The sequence below is a fragment of the Oscillibacter hominis genome, from assembly GCF_014334055.1.
In the GTDB taxonomy this organism is placed as follows: domain Bacteria; phylum Bacillota; class Clostridia; order Oscillospirales; family Oscillospiraceae; genus Oscillibacter; species Oscillibacter hominis.
In genome coordinates this window covers 607088-627005 of record NZ_CP060490.1, presented here as the reverse complement: position 1 = coordinate 627005, position 19918 = coordinate 607088, and the positions used below count along the sequence as shown (strand labels likewise).

The window sequence follows — 19918 nt, the reverse complement described above, 5'->3', positions numbered from 1 at the left end:
TGAAACGGAGGAGGGCCGCGGTTCCGGCTTTTCCGGAGTTGTTATTTGGTATAGGCTTCCATAAAGCGCATCAGCATTGCGGCGGCCTGAGCGCGGGTAGCTGTACCCTTGGGCATCAGATACCCGTTGTTGCCGTTGACAATGCCTGCGCCGCAGGCCCACTGCAGCGCGGGAATCGCATACCCGGCAACGCTCTGCACATCCAGATAGGAGAGGATGTTGGTGTCCTCGCCCACAGAGACGTCGTACCCCTTGAGGTCTGCATAGCGGTACAGGATCGCCGCCAGCTGCTCACGGGTGATGGGATCGTCTTTGCCGAAGAGGCCGTTTTCATAGCCATTGACCACTCCCTTGGACGCAGCCCAGGACACGGCCTTGACACACCAGGTGTCAGCGGCCACATCGCCGAACTTGCCGGTGAGGGCCACCGTGGGCTCGCCTTCCAGGCGGTAGAGCATGGTGACGATCATGCCACGGGTGATGGTGCCGTTGGGAGAGAAGGCTGTGGCGCTGGTGCCGTTCATCATGCCCGCATCGTAGACATACTGCACCGCGTCGTGGAACCACGCGTCAGCAGCCACGTCGGAGAAGATCACGGCCACGTCGTCCGCTTTCACAAAGGTGACGGAGATGCTGTGGGCCTTGGTGACGGACTCGAAGGTGTAGCTGCTCACTGCGCCCACGCTCTTGCCGTCCACCACCACGTCGGACACCGCGTAGCCTGCGTTGGCCTTGATGGTGAAGGTCTGATTCTTGCCGGAGGGCACGGAAACTCTGCCGCTGGGGCTGATGGAGCCGCCCTGTCCGGCGGAGGCCGTGATGGCGTATGTGGTGCTGACACTGCCGCCGCCACCGCCGGAACCGCCGCCGCTGCTGAAGGCGCTCTCCGCAGTGTAAGTGCCGCTCTCCAGCAGAAGGAACAGCTCTTCCGTCAATGTGGTGTACTTGTTGGCGTTGACCGCAGTGCCGTCCTTGCTCAGCTTCCAGCCCTGGAAGCCGCTCTTGCTGTCATCCTTGGGCAGAGCCGCGCCGATATCCGCCGCAGTATAGGTCAACGTCTGCTCTCTGCCGTCATGATAGGTGTAGGCGACGGTTATGGATTTATCCGCCACGTTCACCAGCGTGAAGGTGCCGAATCCAGTGGTTTCAAAGGTGCTGTCCGTGATGGGCAGATAGGCGGTCTTGCCGCCGGAGGCGTACTTGGCATAGTTATAGGCTGCTCCGCTGGTATGCAGCGTAACCTGAATGCTCCCGCCCAGGCCGGTCAGTTTGGTCTCCGCCTGAAGGGGCTCTGCGTCGGCAACGCCTTCCTTCACAGCCAGGATGGTGTAGTACGGAGTGATCTCCACGCTCAATCCCTTGGCCGCGTCATATCCGGTGGCTTCCACCTTGGCATAGACCTTGACCTGGGCCTCATAGCCCTCCTTGATCTGATCGCTGCTCAGCTTGGAGGCGGCGGCACTCAGCACACTCTGGGGCACGGCTGCGTCCAGTCCATCGGTGGCGGCTGCTGTGATGGAGACGGGGAACTCCCCGGGCTCCACTCCGGCAGCGCCTTCCACGATCGTGACATGGCCGGGAATTTCCGAGATACCGGTAAGGTCCAGGGTATAGACCACTTCCGTACCATTGACGGAGACGGTCACGGTCTTCTTTACAAGGTCCACCACAGGGGCGGAAACGGTCACGCCCTCCACTGCGGCAACCGCAGGCGTCAGGGTCAGCTCGGTGCCCTCGGCCATGGTTCCGGCAACGGTGATCCTGGTGCCGGAGACAGTGGCCGTCAGGCTGCTGTTAGCTCCGGCGGAAGCGGCGGCCCCGGTCAGAGGCTGGGGCAGGGCGGCGATCTCCAGCGTATCGCTGTCGGAAAGATAGTTGTCGCTCTCCAAAATGCTGAGCGTCACGGTCGCCTTGCCGTTGGACACGGCCGTGACCTTGCCGGTGCTGCTGACCATGGCGACGCCGGAAGCACTGCTGGTGCAGGAGACGTTGGCGGAAGCGCTCTGATCCAGATCGTCGCAGGTGTAGGTGATGCCGGCGGTCAGCTTGCCCACAGTCAGCACCATGGGCTCTGTGGTAATCCGGACATTGCGCGCAGCCTTGGCAATGGTATATTCCTGCTCGGCGGCGGCGCCTTCAGGAAGCGCGTAGTTGGGGTTGCCCAGCTTAGTGGCAACGGCGGTATAGGTGCCCGCGTTGGTGGCGGTGTTGCCGGTCAGTGTGACCTCGCACGCATCGCCGCTCTCCAAATTGCCCACAACGGCATTGACGGTCTTGACAGTCTTGTCGTAGGTAAGGCCGGTGTGGCCGCTCCAGGTGAAGGTTGCCGTCTTGGGGCTGACGGTAAAGGCACATTTCGCCTCACCATAATGGGTTGTGTTCTCATAGACCGCGATGCACTGGTACGTGCCCGCGTCTTTGGGCGCGGTCTTGCTGCGCTGATAGTTCGTGGCACCCGTGCCCTCGTAAAAATACTGCATCTCCGTCGCAGCACCCAGGCCGTTCCCGGCATCGGTGGCGGCGGCTGCGGGGGTTGCAAGCGTCCCACCATAAACCGCGTCCGTCACCGGCGTGGTGAATGCCACGTTCACGGGGAAGCTGTTGGTGATGGTCACGGTGCACTGAGGCAGGCCGTTTGCATCATACGTGGCCCAGGCGGGCAGGGTCTTTGCGCTGAGGGCGACCGTGATCTCTTGGTTCTTGGCCGCGGTGACCCTGTTTGCCGCAGCCTTCAGATCGGCCACAGTCTTATTCCACTGGGCCTCCACCTCTGCATTGGCAGCGGCCAGGTCGTAGGACAGAACAACCTTTTCCGGCAGACCCAAGGGCGTAAGGCTGCCGCTCAGCGCCGTCACGGAACTCTTGGCCACGGTCAGCGCTGCGGGGACAGTTGCGACGCCCGTCAGCTTGACCGGGGTCACCGTCAGCGTCACTTTCAGCTCAGGCTGGTTCGCATAGTTGGAATCCTCATTTATCTTGCCCACATAGGTGTAGGCTGCGCCCTTGATGTTAAACTTGGGGGTGGAAGCCGCCCAGGTGATGGCGGCGTCGGTCTCGTCCATGCTGGGGGCCGTGACCTTCACCGTGCCGGGCAGGGCCATCATCGTCTTCAGCGACTCAGCATCCGTGTTGGCCGGATCGTTGGCATAGATGGTCTTGTTCAACCCGGCGGGCTCTGTTGTGATCTTCACCACGGCCTTGCCGATGGAGAAGGACTTGGTGGTGTTGGTCAGGACATAGTTGCCGTTGGCTGTCTTCATCGCGGCGGTGGCGGTATAGCTGCTGCCCACAGCAGCCTTGCCGCCGGTGACGGTCAACTCAACCGTCTCGCCTTCAATGCCGGTCTCCACCGCCGCTGTGGGAGATTGCTCCTTGCCGGTGTAGGTCAGACTGGTATTGCTCCAGGTGACGGCAAGGGGCTTGGGCGCAATGGTAAACGGGCAGGTGGGGTTCTTCAAAGTATAGTTGCCATTGGTGATTTTTGCCTCAGCCGTGTAGGATTCGCCGCTGGCGTCCTTCTTCTGGCCGGAGACGCTCAAGCCCAATTCGTCTCCCGTCAGCACGCCGGAGGTCACCGTTGCGGCGGGGCCCTGCTCCTTGCCGGTGTAGGTCAGCTTCACGTCGCTCCAAGTGACGGTGAGGGACTTGGGGGCAATACCGACCTCCACATCGCGGGTCAGTTGAACACCTTTGTACTCATCAACCTTGTCGCCCACAGTGAAGATCACCGTAATGGTTTTGGTTCCGGCGCCCTGGATTTCCGCCGGCTTGGCGTAAGAAAATTCGCCGCTCAGCTCGGTCTCGCCCACCGTGGCGGTGCCGGTGCCCAGGGCTCCGGCCTTGTCGTTGCGGTCGCCGTAGGTGTAGGTCGTCCCCTTGATCTTGCTTTCCACCCCGGACCAATTTAACTCCAGGTCCACCACCTGCACGGTGAGTGTGTCCTTGACGGACTCCGCCGCAGAATCGGCGGCGGTCAGGGTGAAGGAGCCCTTGGAAGCTCCGGAGGCCACGCTTACCTGATTGTTGGTGCAGGTGACGCCCTCAGGCGATTGGCTGCTGCTCCAGTTGACGGTACGGCCGGTCAGCTCCGCGCCGTACTGATCCAGTACCTTGGCTGTATACGTATAGCTGTTGGCCGGCTTGCCCTCCAGCGGGATGACAACGGTGGCAGGGCCGGTGAGCTTCAAGCCGGTCGGGACGGACTCCGCGCGCTTCACCGTGACGTTCTTGCTGTCAGAGGCAGTGCCGCCCTGAACCGTGGCGGTGACGGTGAACGATTTTCCGGTGGTGTCGGCAATGGCTGCAGCAGCCGCCTTGGTGACGGTCAGAACGCCTTCGCTGCTGATGGTAACGCCGTCCACCTTGGGGCTGACGGCCCAAGTCACGCCCACGCTGGTGCGGTCCGTGCCATACTGATCCACAACTTTTGCGGTAAATGTAGCCGTCGCAGGGGTATCGCCGGCGGGGATATCCAGCTCCGATGCTCCGCCGGAAACCGTCACGGTATATACCGCATCGGCCCGCTTGACGGTGATCTTCGCACTGCCGCTCTTGTCGGGATCCGTTTTGGATGTGGCGGTAATGGTATAGGCGACGCCCGCAGGCCCGGTGATGGAAGCCGCAGCCTCCTTGGCCACGGTCAGTACGCCCTCGGCAAAGGTGACGCCTGTGCCCACCTCGGGTTCGATGCTCCACTCGACCTCTTCGCCCTCCATAGCCTCACCGTACTGGTTTTTCACTGCGGCTATCATCGTGGCCACCGCGTTGGTGGTGTCGGTGGGCACGGTCAGGATGCTCTTTCCAGCCTGCTCGCTCACTGCCACCGTGGTGACCACCGGGGTGCCCTGACCGGCCGTTGCGGAAGCGGACTTATTACTCTCAGCGGAATCGGTATACCCCGCGGCCTTGGCAGCATCGCTGGCCAGGGCCTTCACCGTGGCGGTATAGGCAGAGCCGGCCACAATTTTGCTGGATTCAGGGATTGCTGTGGGGTTTTCCGACGCTTGAAACGTGTCGACAAGGGCTCCTTTGCTGTCATAGACCTTGATTTCGTAGCCGGAAACCAGATCGCCGTTTTCAGCATGCATAATTACCGCGCTCAGCCCGCCCGCGCCGCCGCTGACGGCGGAGAGGGTCACTGTGGGGGTGGAGAGGGGCACGGCAACGTCATCTCCGGTATAAGAGAGGCTTGCCTTTAAGGTACCACTGCTCAAAGCATTTGCTTCATTAGTTCCACCAAAAGTATATAGGTTTCCATCGAGGTCTGTAATTTTAAGTGGTGCAGCTTCTTCTACAGATGGCTGCAATGTAGTCAGTAAATCTGAGGGTGCACTTTCAATTCGGAACGTCTGTTTATTGGGGGATTTCCCTTCTACAGTCTTGAAATAAAATTCAAAGACTGCCTGCTTATTACTCAAATCTGTTCCTTCTAAAACGCTTCCAGTCATCAACGCGCAGTTGAATGCAGTTCTGTTACCAGAAATCGCCCACTCGTATCCAACGGCGCTTAATTTGCTGTTGACTACCTTGAAGCATCGGTTTTCTTCCTTATTTCCGGATACAATTGTAATTTCTTCAGTTAAATTACTTTCTACGATAGGGACGATCACCGTATTGTCGTAGGAAAGCATAACATCCATTGTATCAGCATTTTGAACATCTGCTTGAACAAATACAGTTAATTTAGAGACTCCAGCAACTGCTGTTTCCTCTTGTTCAATTGAGAAGATACCAGTATCGGCTCCATAGGCAACCGGTACCATTCCAAGCATCATGCACAAAGCTAAAATGCTTGCTAAAACTGATTTGAACTTCTTTATCACGATTTTCCCCCCATATCAACCAACATAATTTGACGCATTAAAACTGCCCAACAAAGCAGATAGATCTGCGCTGTTGACTTTACCGCTTCCATTTAAATCAGAAATCTCATCTATGCCATTAAAGTTTCGGATCAAATAAGACAAATCTGTAGTATTGATCTTTCCATTTACAACAATGTCTCCCGCAAGTTTACTGATATCTACAGTAGGCAATACACATTCATCATCTACCATAATTGCTTTCGTATATGTAAGATAACTTTGCTTTGTTATATACAAATTGTATTCGCCAACTGCCACAGAATTAAATGTATAAGCTCCAGATTTATCCGTAGCAGTTTCATAGAGCACTTCACCCGTGGATTTGTTTTTCAACGCAACCGTGGCAGTAGAATAAGTTCCTTGATATTTTACCGTTCCGCTGACAGTGACACCTTGGCCCACCACCGTGCCCAACAGCACGGGCTCCGACGCGCCGGCCACACCCAACAGCACCAGGGAATCCGGAGTGCTCTTGGGAATGAACTCAAAAGAAACGCTCCCGTCGCCGGCCACCGTTTTCTGGTCAATGTACATGATGGTCTTCTCGCTGATGGCATAGCTGCTCTCCGTCCCGCTGACCACCAGCAGTACCACCTCCTGCCCGGCCTCAGCGCTGCCATAGCTGGCTGTGTACTTGCCGGTATTGGCGTTGTAGTCCACGGTGCCGCTCCGATCCGCCGTATACCCATCGGTCGCCGCAAACGCCACGCAGGTCAGAGCCAATACCGTCAGCGCCGCGCAGAGCGCCGCCCTCATCATCTTGTTTCTCATCACGCTTCCTCCTTACATCACAAATCCGCCGTAGAGCACCAGCAGGCCGTTGGCCTGGCTGAGGGCGGTGTTCTCCGTCCCGCCGCCCATGGTCCAGCTCCTGCTGGAGATGATCGCCATGTGGTAGGTGGTGTCATACTCCACCTCATACCCCAGCCCCTCGGCCACAAACCGGATGGGCACCATCGTACGGCCGTGGGACGGCCGGATGGTGGCCGTATCCATGGTCCTGGCGACGCCGTTGACTGTGTACTCCTTGCTGCCCACGGGCAGCCGGATTACCGTATCCTCCGTGCGGACCTCCACCACGCCATGATCCCACTCCACCGTGGCGCCCAGACGCTCCGCCACAAACCGGACCGGAACCATGGTGCGGCCCGCGCCGTTGATATAGGCGTAGACGTCCGGCTCTCCGGGATAGATGGCCGTCACGCTGCCGTTCACCACCGCGGCCCGGTTGCCGATCTGGAGGAAAATGCTGTTTTGCACCAGCTCGTCCGCTGTAAGGGCGGGTTTCACCGTGATGGTGCCTGGGTCGGAACCGGCGGTCCCCTCACCGGCGGTCCCCTCATCCGTCACGCTGCCGCCGGTGCCAAGCTCAGTGGGCAGCTTGACCTCATAGGTGGCCGCGCAGGAGTAGCCCGCATCCAGGATGGAACCGCCGGCGGGCAGCTCGTCCGTAGGTTCCAGGGCAATGGACACCGGCTTTGTGCCCGTTCTCTGGAAATGGAAGGTAAATACCTCCACGCCGGAGGCTCCCACATTGGCCACGCCGGCAACCGCCTCTTTCCCATCAGTTGTAAAGGACTGGCCCGGGTTGACATAACCTGTGACCTCCACACGGCCCGACCCGGTGTCCAGGCTGGTTCCGATGGCGGAGAGCCAGGAAGCGTCCGCTTTCTCGCCGAACCCGTCAAACCCGCTTACGGCCGCACCGGTTTCATCCACCGCGCGGACGGTATCCGGATCGTAGCGCAGGGAAAAGGAAAACACGTTGAAGCGCACATCGTACAGCCTCAGCGTCACATCAAAGCAGCCCTTGGCATCCGCTTCGCCCGCTTCAAAGACGGCCCTGCCGCCCGGCTCCGCGGCAACCGCCGCCCCCCAGGGCAGGCACAGGCACAGCGCCAGCAGCAGCGCGGTGATTTTCTTTCTCAAACCAATTCCTCCTCTTTCACACTGCCCGGCTTTCAGAGGGTATCAGGCCATCCTAAATAGGCTGACCCGCTTTTTGGGAAAAAGCGTCCTTCTCAAGAAACCTTTCGCATACACGGGCAATATCGTATATCAGATTCAGTATAACAAGTTTTCCAAATATTGCAACCGGATTGCCGCAGGAAAACAAGTTTATTTCTGACCGGTTTTAAAGCAGATGGGAATGGGGATCACCGGCAGCGCCGCGAGCTGCACACACGCCGCCTTTTCCTCAAGACAGACTTTGGCTCCGCATTCCGCTAACTGAAGCGGAATTCCAGTGTCCGTGTTCACCACACACCTCCGGCATGCTGCACGTCAAAGCTGTCCCGGACGGCATCCTGCCCAAAGTGCACCGCGTCCACCGATCCAATTTGGGCGAACCGCATAACTTTACTCCCTGCCGCCCATTCTTGCAAATTTGGGCTGGCTGTGCTACTGTTAACCAGACAATTCCGGAAAGGAGAACCTTCTGCTATGAATCAACTTCTGGTGGTAGAGGACGACCGTGCCCTCAGCAGCGGCATCTGCCTGGCCCTGAAGGGGGAGGGCACCAGCCTCACCCAGTGTTTCGACCTATCCTCCGCGCGCCGGCAGCTTTCCAATCAATCCTTTGACCTCATCATCCTGGACATCAACCTGCCCGACGGCAGCGGGCTGGATTTTTTGCAGGAGCTGCGCCGCGCCGGCACCACGCCGGTGATCCTGCTGACGGCCAACGACCTGGAGACCGACATCGTGGCCGGATTGGAGTTAGGCGCCGACGACTACATCACCAAGCCCTTTTCCCTGGCCGTGCTCCGGGCCAGGGTCAATGCCCAGCTGCGCCGGACAGTCCATCCGGAAAACCGGGTGAGCCTGGATGCCTTCCAGTTTGACTTTGACCGGATGGAATTTTCAAAGGGCGGCATGGCCGTGGAGTTGAGCCGCACGGAGCAAAAGCTCCTGCGGATGCTGGTGGAGAACCGGGGCCAGACCCTGCGGCGGGAGCAGTTAGTGGACCGCATCTGGACCGACGGCGCGGACTTTGTGGATGAAAATGCCCTCTCCGTCACGGTCAAGCGGCTCCGGGACAAATTGGAGGACGTGCCCTCCAGGCCCGCTTACATCAAGACGGTCTACGGCATCGGCTACACCTGGGCGGTGAACGGAAATGGATAAGGCGCTGCTCTTAGCCGCGGTTGGCGCGATCCTTGCCGCAGCCGCCGTGATGGCCCATGACCGCCTGCGCCTGAGCCGCATTCTCGGCGAAATGGACCGGATGCTGGACCAGGCCATGAACGGCTCTTTCATTGAGCGGGATTTTGACGAAAGCCGCCTCTCCGCCGTGGAGACCAAACTGGCCCACTACCTCACCGCCTCCGCCGTTTCCGCCCGGAACCTTTCCTCGGAGAAGGACAAGATCAAATCCATGATCAGCGACATCTCCCACCAGACGAAAACGCCCATCGCCAACATCCTCCTCTACGCCCAGCTGCTCTCTGAGCAGGAACTGACCTCTGAGGGCCGGGACTGCGTAAAGGCCCTGACCACCCAGGCGGAAAAGCTCCGCTTTCTCATCGACGCCCTGGTGAAGGTCTCCCGTCTGGAAACGGGCATTCTGGCCCTCCGCCCGATTTCCGCCCCGGTGCTTCCCACAGTGGAGCGCACGGTCGCCCAAGCGGCGCCCAAAGCCCAGGCCAAGGGTATTGAGCTGAAGCTGCAGCCCTTTGAAGACACAGCCTGCTTTGACCCCAAATGGACCGCGGAAGCCCTCTACAACCTCCTGGACAACGCGGTGAAATACACCGCGGCCGGAGGCACCGTCACGGTCCGCCTCACCTCCTATCCCCTCTTCTGCCGCGTCGACGTGGCGGACACGGGCATGGGCATCCGCGAGGAGGAGCTGCCCAAGGTCTTTGGTCGGTTCTACCGGTCCCCCGCTGTCAGCGGCCATGAGGGCACGGGACTGGGGCTGTATCTTGCCCGGCAGATCGCCCAGGGCCAGGGCGGGTACATCAAGGCCGCCTCCACACTGGGGAAAGGGTCTGTGTTTTCCCTGTTTCTTCCAAGAGAACCGTAAATCTTGCAGAACTGTAAGATTTCAGAAAGAAAGTGGAAAGAATGCCGTGATAGAGTCTGTATCGTAGTGATACAGACTCTTTCCATCATCGGAGGTAAAAAGCATGACCATCTTAGAAACAAAGGCACTGACCAAGATTTACGGCAGCGGCGAGACCGCGGTCCACGCCCTGGACGGTGTGGACCTGCGGGTGGAAAAAGGCGAATTCGTCGCTGTGGTGGGTACATCCGGCTCCGGCAAGTCCACCCTGCTCCACATGCTGGGCGGGCTGGATCGCCCGACGGGCGGCACCGTCACCGTGGACGGCAGGGAGCTTTCGGCTCTTAAGGATGAAGAGCTGACCATCTTCCGCCGGCGGAAGATCGGCTTTGTGTTCCAGAACTACAACCTGGTGCCGGTGCTGAATGTGCGCGAGAACATCGTCCTGCCCATCCAGTTGGACGGTGAGGCGCCGGACGAGGAGTATGTTGGACGGATCATCGATATTCTGGGACTGGAGAGCAAGCTCCAGAACCTGCCCAACAACCTCTCCGGCGGCCAGCAGCAGCGGGTGGCAATCGCCCGGGCCCTGGCGGCTAAGCCCGCCATTGTCCTGGCCGACGAGCCCACCGGCAACCTGGACTCCCGCACCAGCCAGGACGTGATGGGCCTTTTGAAGGTCACGGGCCAGAAGTTCAGCCAGACCATCGTCATGATCACCCACAACGAAGAGCTGGCCCAGATGGCGGACCGCGTCATCCGCATCGAGGACGGCCGGATTGTGGTGAAGGGGTGAGCGCCATGGTCAAAGTCTCCAACGGCAAGTGCATCCGGCACCTGGGAAGCCAGTCGATGAAAGCCTCCAAAACCCGGAACTTAGTGGCCACTGTGGCCATTGCCCTCACCACGGTGCTGTTCACTTCCCTCTTTACCATCGCCATGTCCATCAACGACGGCTTCCAGCAGTCCAACTTCCGCCAGTGCGGCGGCTGGAGCCACGGCACCTTCAAATACCTGAGTGAAGAGCAGTTCAACGATCTTAAGGATGATCCGGTCATCCAGCAGTGGGGATTGCGCCGCTTTTTGGGCATGCCCACGGACATCCCCTTCAACAAAAGCCATGTGGAGGTGGGCTATTCCGATGAAACCCAGGCCCACTGGATGTACTGCGACCCGGTGGAGGGCCGCCTGCCCCAGGAGGGCACCGACGAGGCGGCCACCGATACCCATGTGCTGGAGCTTCTTGGGGTGGAGCCGGAGCTTGGCGCCCAGTTCACCGTGACCTTTTATGTGGACGGCAAGCCCACCACTCAGACCTTCCGCCTGTGCGGCTGGTGGGACTATGACGAGGCCATTGTGGCCAACCACATACTGATCCCCGAAAGCCGGGTAAACGAGGTCCTCTCCGAGTTGGGCGTGGACCCCAACAATTCCCAGGACAACTCCGGCACCTGGGGCCTGGACGTGATGTTCAAAAACTCCCTGCACATTGACCGGGACATGAACCAGGTGCTGCAAAACCACGGCTATCAAAGTGAGAGCCGGTCCCTGGGCGACAACTACATCCTCATCGGCGTCAACTGGGGCTATTCCGGCGCCCAGCTATCGGACAGCATGGACCCCGCCACAGTGCTCGCCATCGCGGCCATGCTGCTTTTGATCGTCTTCACCGGCTATCTCATCATTTACAACGTATTCCAGATCTCCGTCACCAACGACATCCGCTTTTACGGCCTTTTGAAGACCATCGGCACCACGCCCCGCCAGCTCAGGCGCATCATCCGCCAGCAGGCGCTGGTGCTGAGCGCCGCGGGAATCCCCATTGGATTGATCTTAGGATGGCTGGTGGGGGCCAAGCTGACGCCGGTCATCATCTCCCGGCTCAACGGCGTTGTCAGCGTGGTTTCGCTGAACCCGATGATCTTTGCGGCGGCGGCCGGCTTCTCCCTGGTGACGGTGCTGCTCTCCTGCCGCAAACCCGGCCGCATGGCCGCCCGGGTCTCCCCCATTGAGGCCGTGCGCTACACCGAGGGCGGTTCCATCAAGCGCAAATTAAGAAAATCCGGCAAGGGCGTGTCCCTTTTCTCCATGGCCAGGGCCAACCTGGGCCGCAGCCGCAGCAAAACCGTTGTGACGGTGCTCTCCCTCTCCCTTGCGGTGGTTCTGCTGAACATGACCGTCACCTTTACGGGCGGCTTTGACATGGACAAATACCTGCGCAACATGGTGGCGGACTTCATTGTGGGCGACGCCGGGTGTTTTCAGACCGGCGGCGATGCCTTCAACAGGGATATGGCGCTGCCCCAGGAGGTCATCGACGACATAACCGCCCAGGGCGGCATTGCGGGCGGCGGCAAGGTCTACGGCCGCACCTCCGCGGTCCAGGAGTTCGTGGACGAGGACTACTACCGCAGCATCTGGAGCAAGTGGAACAGCCCTGAAGATCTGGACCTGCTCGTGGAGAACATGGAGCGCTCCGACAGCGGGAAGCTGGTGGATACCGCCCAGCTCTACGGAATGGAGCGCTTTGCCCTGGATATTCTGAGCGTGCTGGAGGGCGACCTCTCCAAGCTTTACGAACCCGGCTCCCGCTCCATCGCTGCGGTCTATTTCGAGGATGACTACGGTAAGCCGGAGATGAACTCCCACTGGGCCAGGCTGGGCGATACCGTCACGCTGCGGTATGTGGAGGAGTTCGAATACTACAACCCACTCACCGGTGAGGTGTATGAGGGCGGCATTCCGGAGGATGAGCCCTGGTGTGCCCGGGCGGTCAACTACCGGGACATCGACTACGAGGTGGCGGCGCTGGTCAGCGTGCCCAGCACGCTGAGCTACCGCTACTATGGCAGTGACGAGTTCGTGCTGAACGACCAGACCTTCATCCAGGATACCGGCACCGACAGCGTGATGCTCTATGCCTTTGACGCTGCGGACGACGGCGCGGACAGCGCCATGGAGTCCTTCCTGGCCGACTACACGGAAACCCAGAACCCCCAGTTTGACTATGAGAGCAAGGCCACCTATGCGGAGGAATTTGAGAGCTTCCGCTCCATGTTCCTGATGTTAGGCGGCGCGCTGAGCTTTATTGTGGGCCTTGTGGGCGTGCTGAACTTTTTTAACGCCGTGCTCACCGGCATCATCACCCGCAAACGGGAATTCGCCGTGCTCCAATCCATCGGCATGACCGGAAAGCAGCTCAAGCGGATGCTGGTGTACGAGGGGCTCTTCTATGCCCTGGGCTCCGTCCTGTTTTCGCTGCTGCTGACACTGGTCATGGGGCCACTGATGTCCGCGGCCATGGAAAGCATGTTCTGGTTTTTCACCTACCGCTTTACCGTCTCCCCCATTTTGGTGCTCATGCCCCTGTTCGCCGTCTTGGGCTGTGTGGTGCCCTTGGCGGTCTACCGCTCCGTGGCCCGCTCCACCGTGGTGGAGCGCCTGCGGGAAGCAGAATAGCATGATCCATTTCAGGCCCGCCGGCGCTGCCGGCGGGCCTGATTTTGATCCAAGCAGCATCTCTGCGGATTTCATTTACATAAATTAATATTATGTCTTTTCTTTCTTAGGATAATCCAACCTTTTACAGGATTTTCCTGCAGTTACGCTTTACAGCAAAATTATTTATGCTATACTCAAAAATATAACCAAACTACCTGGAGGGAGACCTGGTACGATGAAACAAATGAAACGAATCCTGATATTGGCAGCCCTGCTGATCCTGCCGCTGATCACCACTGCCATGGCGGAGGAGCTCCAAGTCACGATGAGCGCGGGAGAGAGCTACCGCTTCACCAACCAAGCAAGCGACAACCAACTGATCCGCGTCGACCGCATCGAGAACGCGGAGAGCTGCGGCTACTTCACCACCCACTACAGTGAAGACGGCACATCCGATTACTGCGCCTATCTCTCGCCCGAGAGCCGAAACACCTTTTCTCTGAAGGCGGGAGAATCCGCCGTCATCACCGCCGTAACCGCCCTGAACGTGCTTTACCAAAGCAAGGATATGACCCTTGTGACCAACGTCACCCCCGCCGTCAAAACCATGGAGGTCCCGGTGGGCAGCCGCATCGTGGCCAACGCCCCTGCGGGCAGCAGGTATACCCTTCGCTGGACCGCCAAGACGGAGTACAGCTACTTCAACTACAACGACAGCTTTTCCATTGCGAACTACGCCATCGCGCAAAATTCCAACCACTCTTTTGACGGCGGCACCACGCTGGAGGTCTCTCCTCAAGCGGAGGCCATCACCTGTTACTGGCCCTACCATCTGGACCTTCAGTGCTCCGTATGCAAGGGGGACCCCATCTGTTTAACGGAGGTGACTCCTGAGCAGACACTGCATATGGAATTGGGAGCAGGCGCCGATCAGAAAAATTACACCTTGTTCCCCTATGAGAATTTGTCTTATGAATACGTATCTTACGATACGGTAAAAAACAGCTACTACGCCAACGCCAGCTCTTTGGGAAGGAATACGTTCAACTCCGCCTGCACCATTGACGTTTCTCCCAACAAGGAGGTCATGCATTTCTTAGCCCCGCAGGCATGGCTTGACTCCGGGCTTTTGGTCCAGCGGGTCAGCGCGGGAAAGCCCCTCACCCGGCACGAGGTCACCATGGGCCAGACGCTCCGGGTCAGTCTGCCTGCCGATGCGGCCATAAAATCCTTGAAAATCCAAACTGTCGGCACTCCTCGTTACAGCATGCTGACATATGAGACCGGTACAATGAACAGCGTGGGGCTCTCAGACAGCAACTGGGGCGGGGAAACCCTTTTCCCCGGAAAAACCCTTGAGCTTACCCCGGTGAGCGGAACCGTCGTCTTCTTCTACCCCGCCTGCTACTCCAACCTCTACGGCCTGACCGGTGGGCTCTATGACGGCCTGCCCCTCACCTACGTCAACGTGCCCAACGGCTTCACACTGCGCATGGCCGTGCCGGAGAGCTGCTCCTCCGCCGCTACAATCCGGACTGTGGGCACTCCCCGTTACAGCTGTGCCGACTATCTGACCGATACCATTGGAAGGACAAGCTATACGGAAAGCACTTGGGGCAATTCCTTCATAAAGGCCGGCCACACCGGTGAGTATTCCCCGGCGGCGGATTCCGACGTCACCTTTTACTACCCCACCTTCTATGACAGCTACGGCGTCACCGCCGAGACGTATGAAGGCCGCCCCATGACCTCCTACACGGTCAACGTGGGCGACTCCCTCCGTCTTTCCCTCTCGGCGGACAGCGTAAATAAATATGTTGCCATTCAGCGCACCGACGCCACCCGTGGGTTTCCTGTGGATGAGATATCCTATAATACCAGTTCCTTTTCCGTGAAAGAGTATAACATTGGGCGAACAAATGATGCCTTCAATGTCTATGCCGGGCAGACCGTGGAGCTCACCCCGACCGCAAGCCCCGCCACCTTCTTCTATCCCACTGTTTTGGAGAAGACCGGGCTGAGCGCCGCGCTGCTGCACGAGTATCAAGTCCTGTACCGGGAACCCTTTGACAAAGGGGATACCCTCCGCTTATCCCGCCCCGCGTCCAGCTCAACGGAAAGGCTTTTCATTCAAAACCCATATAAGAATCTCTGGGCGGTGGCCACATATACCGGTGACAGCAGCTACTGCTCACTGTCCTTTCTGAATCTCTCAAACAACATTCCGCTTTACGCCAATCAGTCCGCGGATGTCACCTGCAACAGCGAAAACGGCATTTTGTGCTTCCCCACCTTCTGGCTGGAGCGGGGCGTTTTGCAGGTGGACAAGCTGAACCACCCGGCGTTCTACGCCAAGACCGTGGATACCATTGATGGTACGCCTCAGAGCGCCACCTTCGCCATCGACAGCGCCTCAAAACTGACCGAAGGCAAACTGCTGTTGGATAACTCGGTAAAGGCAACTGCAGATTACACCAATACCGTCATCAGCACTGGGAAGTCCACCACAGGCACCTATAACTACAATGCCACCCCTGTTCTTAAACAGGACAACCGGCTGCGGCTGTCGCCCCAGAGCGGGACGATGACCGTTTACATCCCCTACCGCCAGGTATCCCAGGGCGACGTTCTGGTCAACGGGGTCAAGGTGGGCGGCAAGGAGACGGTCACCGCCGTGGCCAACCAGGAGCTGTACCGCATTGAACCCGGCGATTTCGTGGTGACCGTCACATCCCGGAGCGGCGGATACGCCGTTGCCGAAGCGGCCGTCACCGTGGGCGGCGTCACCAAACCCACGGATACATACGGCCGGGCGGTATTTCAGGGCGTCGGCAACGGCAGCCAGCTGATCTCGGTCACGCATAAGAACTATTACAACTTTGAGGCCGTGCGCACCGTATCCTCCACCTGCCGCTTTACGGGGGTTACACTGGAGTACGCAGCAAATTCCGAGCCTCCCTATGTCATGTCCGCCACGCTGACCACCAATCACCTTGCCTACGACATCCGGAACACCGACCTGACGCTCTATAAGCTGACCACCGCGGAACAGGAGAGCGGCGCACCGGCGGCTGTCATCGACCTGGACGCGCGCGTCAACTGGGGCAGCCACGGCACGGGCAAGGTCTACCTCTGCCAAAAGAACAACAATGGGGTCCAAAGAGTCTCCGACACAGGCCTCTTCTCCAGCCTGCAGGTCGCGGAGATTTTCAAGGTGGGCCGGAACAATCTGTATCTCTATGGAGTAGCGGCCGACGGCACCAAAACCCCTGAGTTCAAAATCAACCTCTCCATTTCCAAGCTTACCGAGTCCAAAACCGAGACGGGCGTTATGTCATGGCTGAAGAGCCTCAACTTGTCCGTACCCGTCAGCTTCATTGCCGGAGACAATATTCCCTTCCTCAGCCAGAGCAAGCTTGATATCGGGCTGGGCAAAATCGCCTCCGCCGTATTTAGCGACAGCGGTTCCATCTGCATCGCCTACGGCGCGGACAGTGTTAAATTCCAGTCCGCTGCCGCGAGTCAGAATAAGACGGCTCTCGACTACTTTAAAACCTATAAGACAGAGATCAACGACCTGAAAACCGCAATTGCCTCCAAAAACCAAACGGACATCAGCAATAAGCTGGCGGCTCTGGACGCCAAGACCGGCTATAAGCCCGTCACCGCGTCCACCGCGACCAATACGGCGGACTGGAAAAAGCCCACGCTCAACCTCAAGGGCTATGCCCAGATCGACAAGATCAACGGCGAGTGGCAGCTGACGGAGCTGTCCATCCTGGTCACCGGGACCAGTAAAATCCTAAATATGGACGTCTTGAATAAGCAGTTTGTCATCGGCTACGTCCCGATCTATGTGGAGATCAGCCTCAAAGGCTCCGTCTCAGCCACCGGCGGCGTCAAATACATCAATTACGAGGTGACCGTTCCCCTGTCGGTCAGCGGCAAAACAGGGGTTTCCGCGGGCGCCGGTGTAGGCATCTGCAAGGTGGCGCAAGTCGGTGTCACCGGCAGCGGCGACCTGTCCGCCAAGATGGATTTCAGCAACTCCAGCATCGGCACCTCCGTGGACGGCAAGGTGAAAATCGATATGGATACCCTTGTTTCACTGAACGGAAGCCTTGGCCTGGAGGCCAAGATTTTAGGCCAAACCATCGGCTCCACGACATTCGCCAAGGGCACCTACGTCCTCTATCCCACCTCAACCAAGTCCGGCGCAGCCTACGCCCTGATGCCGGCAGACGGATCAGACCCCGCCGCCCTGACGCTGGATTTGGGCAGTATGGACCTCTCCACTCCCCTTGGCGCGGAGGACCGCAGCTACCTGAACTACAGCAGCCGCTGGCTGGGCGGCCAGCCCCAGATCAGCACCTTCGCCTCCTTCACCCAGCGCGCGGAGCGGCAGATCCTCACCAACGTCCCCTTGGAGACAGAGCCTCTGCTGACGGACATTGGCGGCCAGCAGGTCCTTCTCTGGCTGATGGACAACCCCGAGCGCAACGACCGGGACCGCACCACCCTGGTCTGGTCCGTCTATGACAAGGACCTGGATTCCTGGTCCTCCCCGGCCATTCTCTGGGACAACGGCACGGCGGACTTCTATCCCGTGGTCCAGGGAGACTGGGTGGTCTGGCAGAAGCTGAGCCGCTCCATGACTGAGGAGACCGTCTCCATCAACGACATGGCCCTTTGCAGCGAAATTGTGGCCGCCCATTGGAACGGCGCCGGTTTTGACGTGCCCGTCCTTCTCACCGATGACCAGGTACTGGACTATCAGCCCGCGGTGGCCTCCTCCAATGGCAAAACTGCCGTTGTCTGGACCAAAAACTCGGAAAACAACATTCTCGGCGTCTCCGGCACCAGTTCCATCGTGGCCCGTGTGCTTGGTGACGATGGCACTTGGGGTGAACCTGTGGTCCTAACCGACGGCCGGGGCGCCATCACCGGCCTCAGCGCGTCCTACAGCGGCACCAATCTGTTGGTGGCCTTCAGCGAATCCCCGGACCAACAGCTGGATTCCCTCAGCGATCAGAATGTGGTCCTTTTAACCTTGGACGATACCGGAACCGTCACGACTGACCTTGTGGCCGAGCAGGCCTCCCATCCCCAGCTGGTGGAACTCAACGGCCAGTGTGCACTGTTCTTCAGCCAGGACGGCGCCATCCGGTACCTCACCGACCTCTCCGGCAGCCGCGACCTCTCCACCGCGCTGGAGGAGGGCACCGTCCCATCCGGCGAGTACGCCGTGAGCGTCAATCACAGCGGCGGAGCAGTGGTGCTGTGGAGCACGGCCGGAGAATCCTCGGTGGAGGTCTTCGGCGCCTACTATGACGGCTCCTCCTGGAGCAGGGACATTCAGTTTTCCTCCGGCGCCTACCGGGCGGCAAAGCCCACCGGGCTCTTCTCCGATGACGGCACGCTGGATCTTGCTTATGTGCGCTCGGAGGAACTGGTGGGCACCGACGAGGAGGGCGTGCAGACCGTCACCTATCTCTCCAATCTCTGTACGCTGCAAATCGTACCCTCCTGCGACCTTGCGGTCACAGGCTTCCACTACGATTCCTCCAAGGTCTGCTCCGGCGCCAATCTGGAGGCCGGTTTCACCGTCACCAACTGCGGAGAACTGGCCGTGGACGCCGTCCAGGCCCACCTCTACACCTTGGATCACTCCATCGACAAGACTGTGACGCTAAGCGCTCTGGACGTCGGTGCAAGCGGCGACTTCGCCATTCCCTTTACAGTGCCGGGCTCCCTAACCTATCAGGACTTCACGCTGGAGGTGACTCCCATTGTCTCCGGTCAGCCCGACCTGGATCTGACGCCGGACAACAACACCGCCTCCGCCACCATCGGCGGTTGTGACCTTGTGGTCAGCGACGTTCAAACCGCCTCCATCCAAGCCGCCGACTCCTCTGTGGAATCCCATAGGCTCTGGGCGATGGTCTCCAACACCGGCCTTGCGGACTGCGCCGGAGCCACGGTGGAGTTGCGCGAGAGCAGCCCCGAGGGTAAGGTGCTGGCTACCCAGACGCTGGGCGCCCTGGCCCCCGGTGAGCAGGCCATGGTCAGCTACGAGCTGCAGATCGACCGAGGCGAGGATGTGAGGGCCTTCCAGCAGTTCTACATCGTAGTGCGCTGCGAACAGGAACAGTTCGCCGGCAACAACACGGCCTTGTACCGAATGGAGCGCACGGAGAGCACCATCCTCTCCCAGGTGGATACCGTGACGCCAGACCCGGCCGACAGCCGACGCCTCACGGTGAACGGCACGCTGACCAACGATACCGCCAATACCGTCAGCGGTTCTGTGTACTGCGCGGCATACAGCGCGGATGGGGCGCTGCTTGGACTGAGCGCAGCGGATCAATATCAGCTGAACAACTATGAATCCGCCGCCTGTTCGTTCACTCTGACCTTAACCGCTAATTGGGACGAGGGCTGCACGGTCAAGCTCATCTACTTAGACGCAGAAACCCTGTCCCCCATTTCCGCAATTGTGGAGCCGGATTAACCTCGGCGTGCAAGATGTTCAATCTGCATAAAAGCGCCCCGGTCCGATTTTGAATCGGACCGGGGCGCTTTTTCAATTTTTCTATTTGTCCGGCAG

General features: G+C 59.1%; 8 protein-coding genes. 5 read left to right on the top strand and 3 right to left on the bottom strand.

Annotation, left to right across the window (positions count from 1 at the left end):
* Window positions 1-41 precede the first annotated feature (41 nt).
* From H8790_RS03120 to H8790_RS03110, 3 genes are all read right to left on the bottom strand, one after another.
* Window positions 42-5213 (bottom strand): S-layer homology domain-containing protein, encoded by a 5172-nt coding sequence (locus H8790_RS03120; RefSeq protein WP_187333563.1) that lies wholly within the window; start codon window positions 5211-5213, stop codon window positions 42-44.
* 624 nt (window positions 5214-5837) lie between these two features.
* A complete protein-coding gene (locus H8790_RS03115) occupies window positions 5838-6635 on the bottom strand; it encodes a carboxypeptidase regulatory-like domain-containing protein (protein WP_187333562.1) in 798 nt (265 codons plus the stop codon).
* A gap of 12 nt (window positions 6636-6647) precedes the next feature.
* Entirely contained in the window at window positions 6648-7793 is a 1146-nt protein-coding gene (locus H8790_RS03110) for a stalk domain-containing protein (protein ID WP_187333561.1), read from the bottom strand.
* 513 nt (window positions 7794-8306) lie between these two features.
* Between H8790_RS03110 and H8790_RS03105 the strand changes: the two genes are divergently transcribed.
* The 5 genes from H8790_RS03105 to H8790_RS03085 all read left to right on the top strand — a co-directional run bounded on the left by H8790_RS03105 (window position 8307) and on the right by H8790_RS03085 (window position 19822).
* Entirely contained in the window at window positions 8307-8990 is a 684-nt protein-coding gene (locus H8790_RS03105) for a response regulator transcription factor (RefSeq protein ID WP_187333560.1), read from the top strand.
* Window positions 8983-9891, top strand: coding sequence for a sensor histidine kinase (locus H8790_RS03100; RefSeq protein WP_187333559.1), 909 nt, complete (start codon window positions 8983-8985; stop codon window positions 9889-9891). Before H8790_RS03105 ends, H8790_RS03100 begins: the two co-directional genes overlap by 8 nt.
* A 103-nt stretch (window positions 9892-9994) precedes the next feature.
* Window positions 9995-10666 (top strand): ABC transporter ATP-binding protein, encoded by a 672-nt coding sequence (locus H8790_RS03095; protein ID WP_187333558.1) that lies wholly within the window; start codon window positions 9995-9997, stop codon window positions 10664-10666.
* 5 nt (window positions 10667-10671) lie between these two features.
* Window positions 10672-13329: an ABC transporter permease gene (locus tag H8790_RS03090; RefSeq protein WP_187333557.1), complete on the top strand. Its 2658-nt coding sequence runs from the start codon at window positions 10672-10674 to the stop codon at window positions 13327-13329.
* A gap of 217 nt (window positions 13330-13546) precedes the next feature.
* Window positions 13547-19822, top strand: coding sequence for a hypothetical protein (locus H8790_RS03085; protein ID WP_187333556.1), 6276 nt, complete (start codon window positions 13547-13549; stop codon window positions 19820-19822).
* Window positions 19823-19918: the final 96 nt, after the last annotated feature.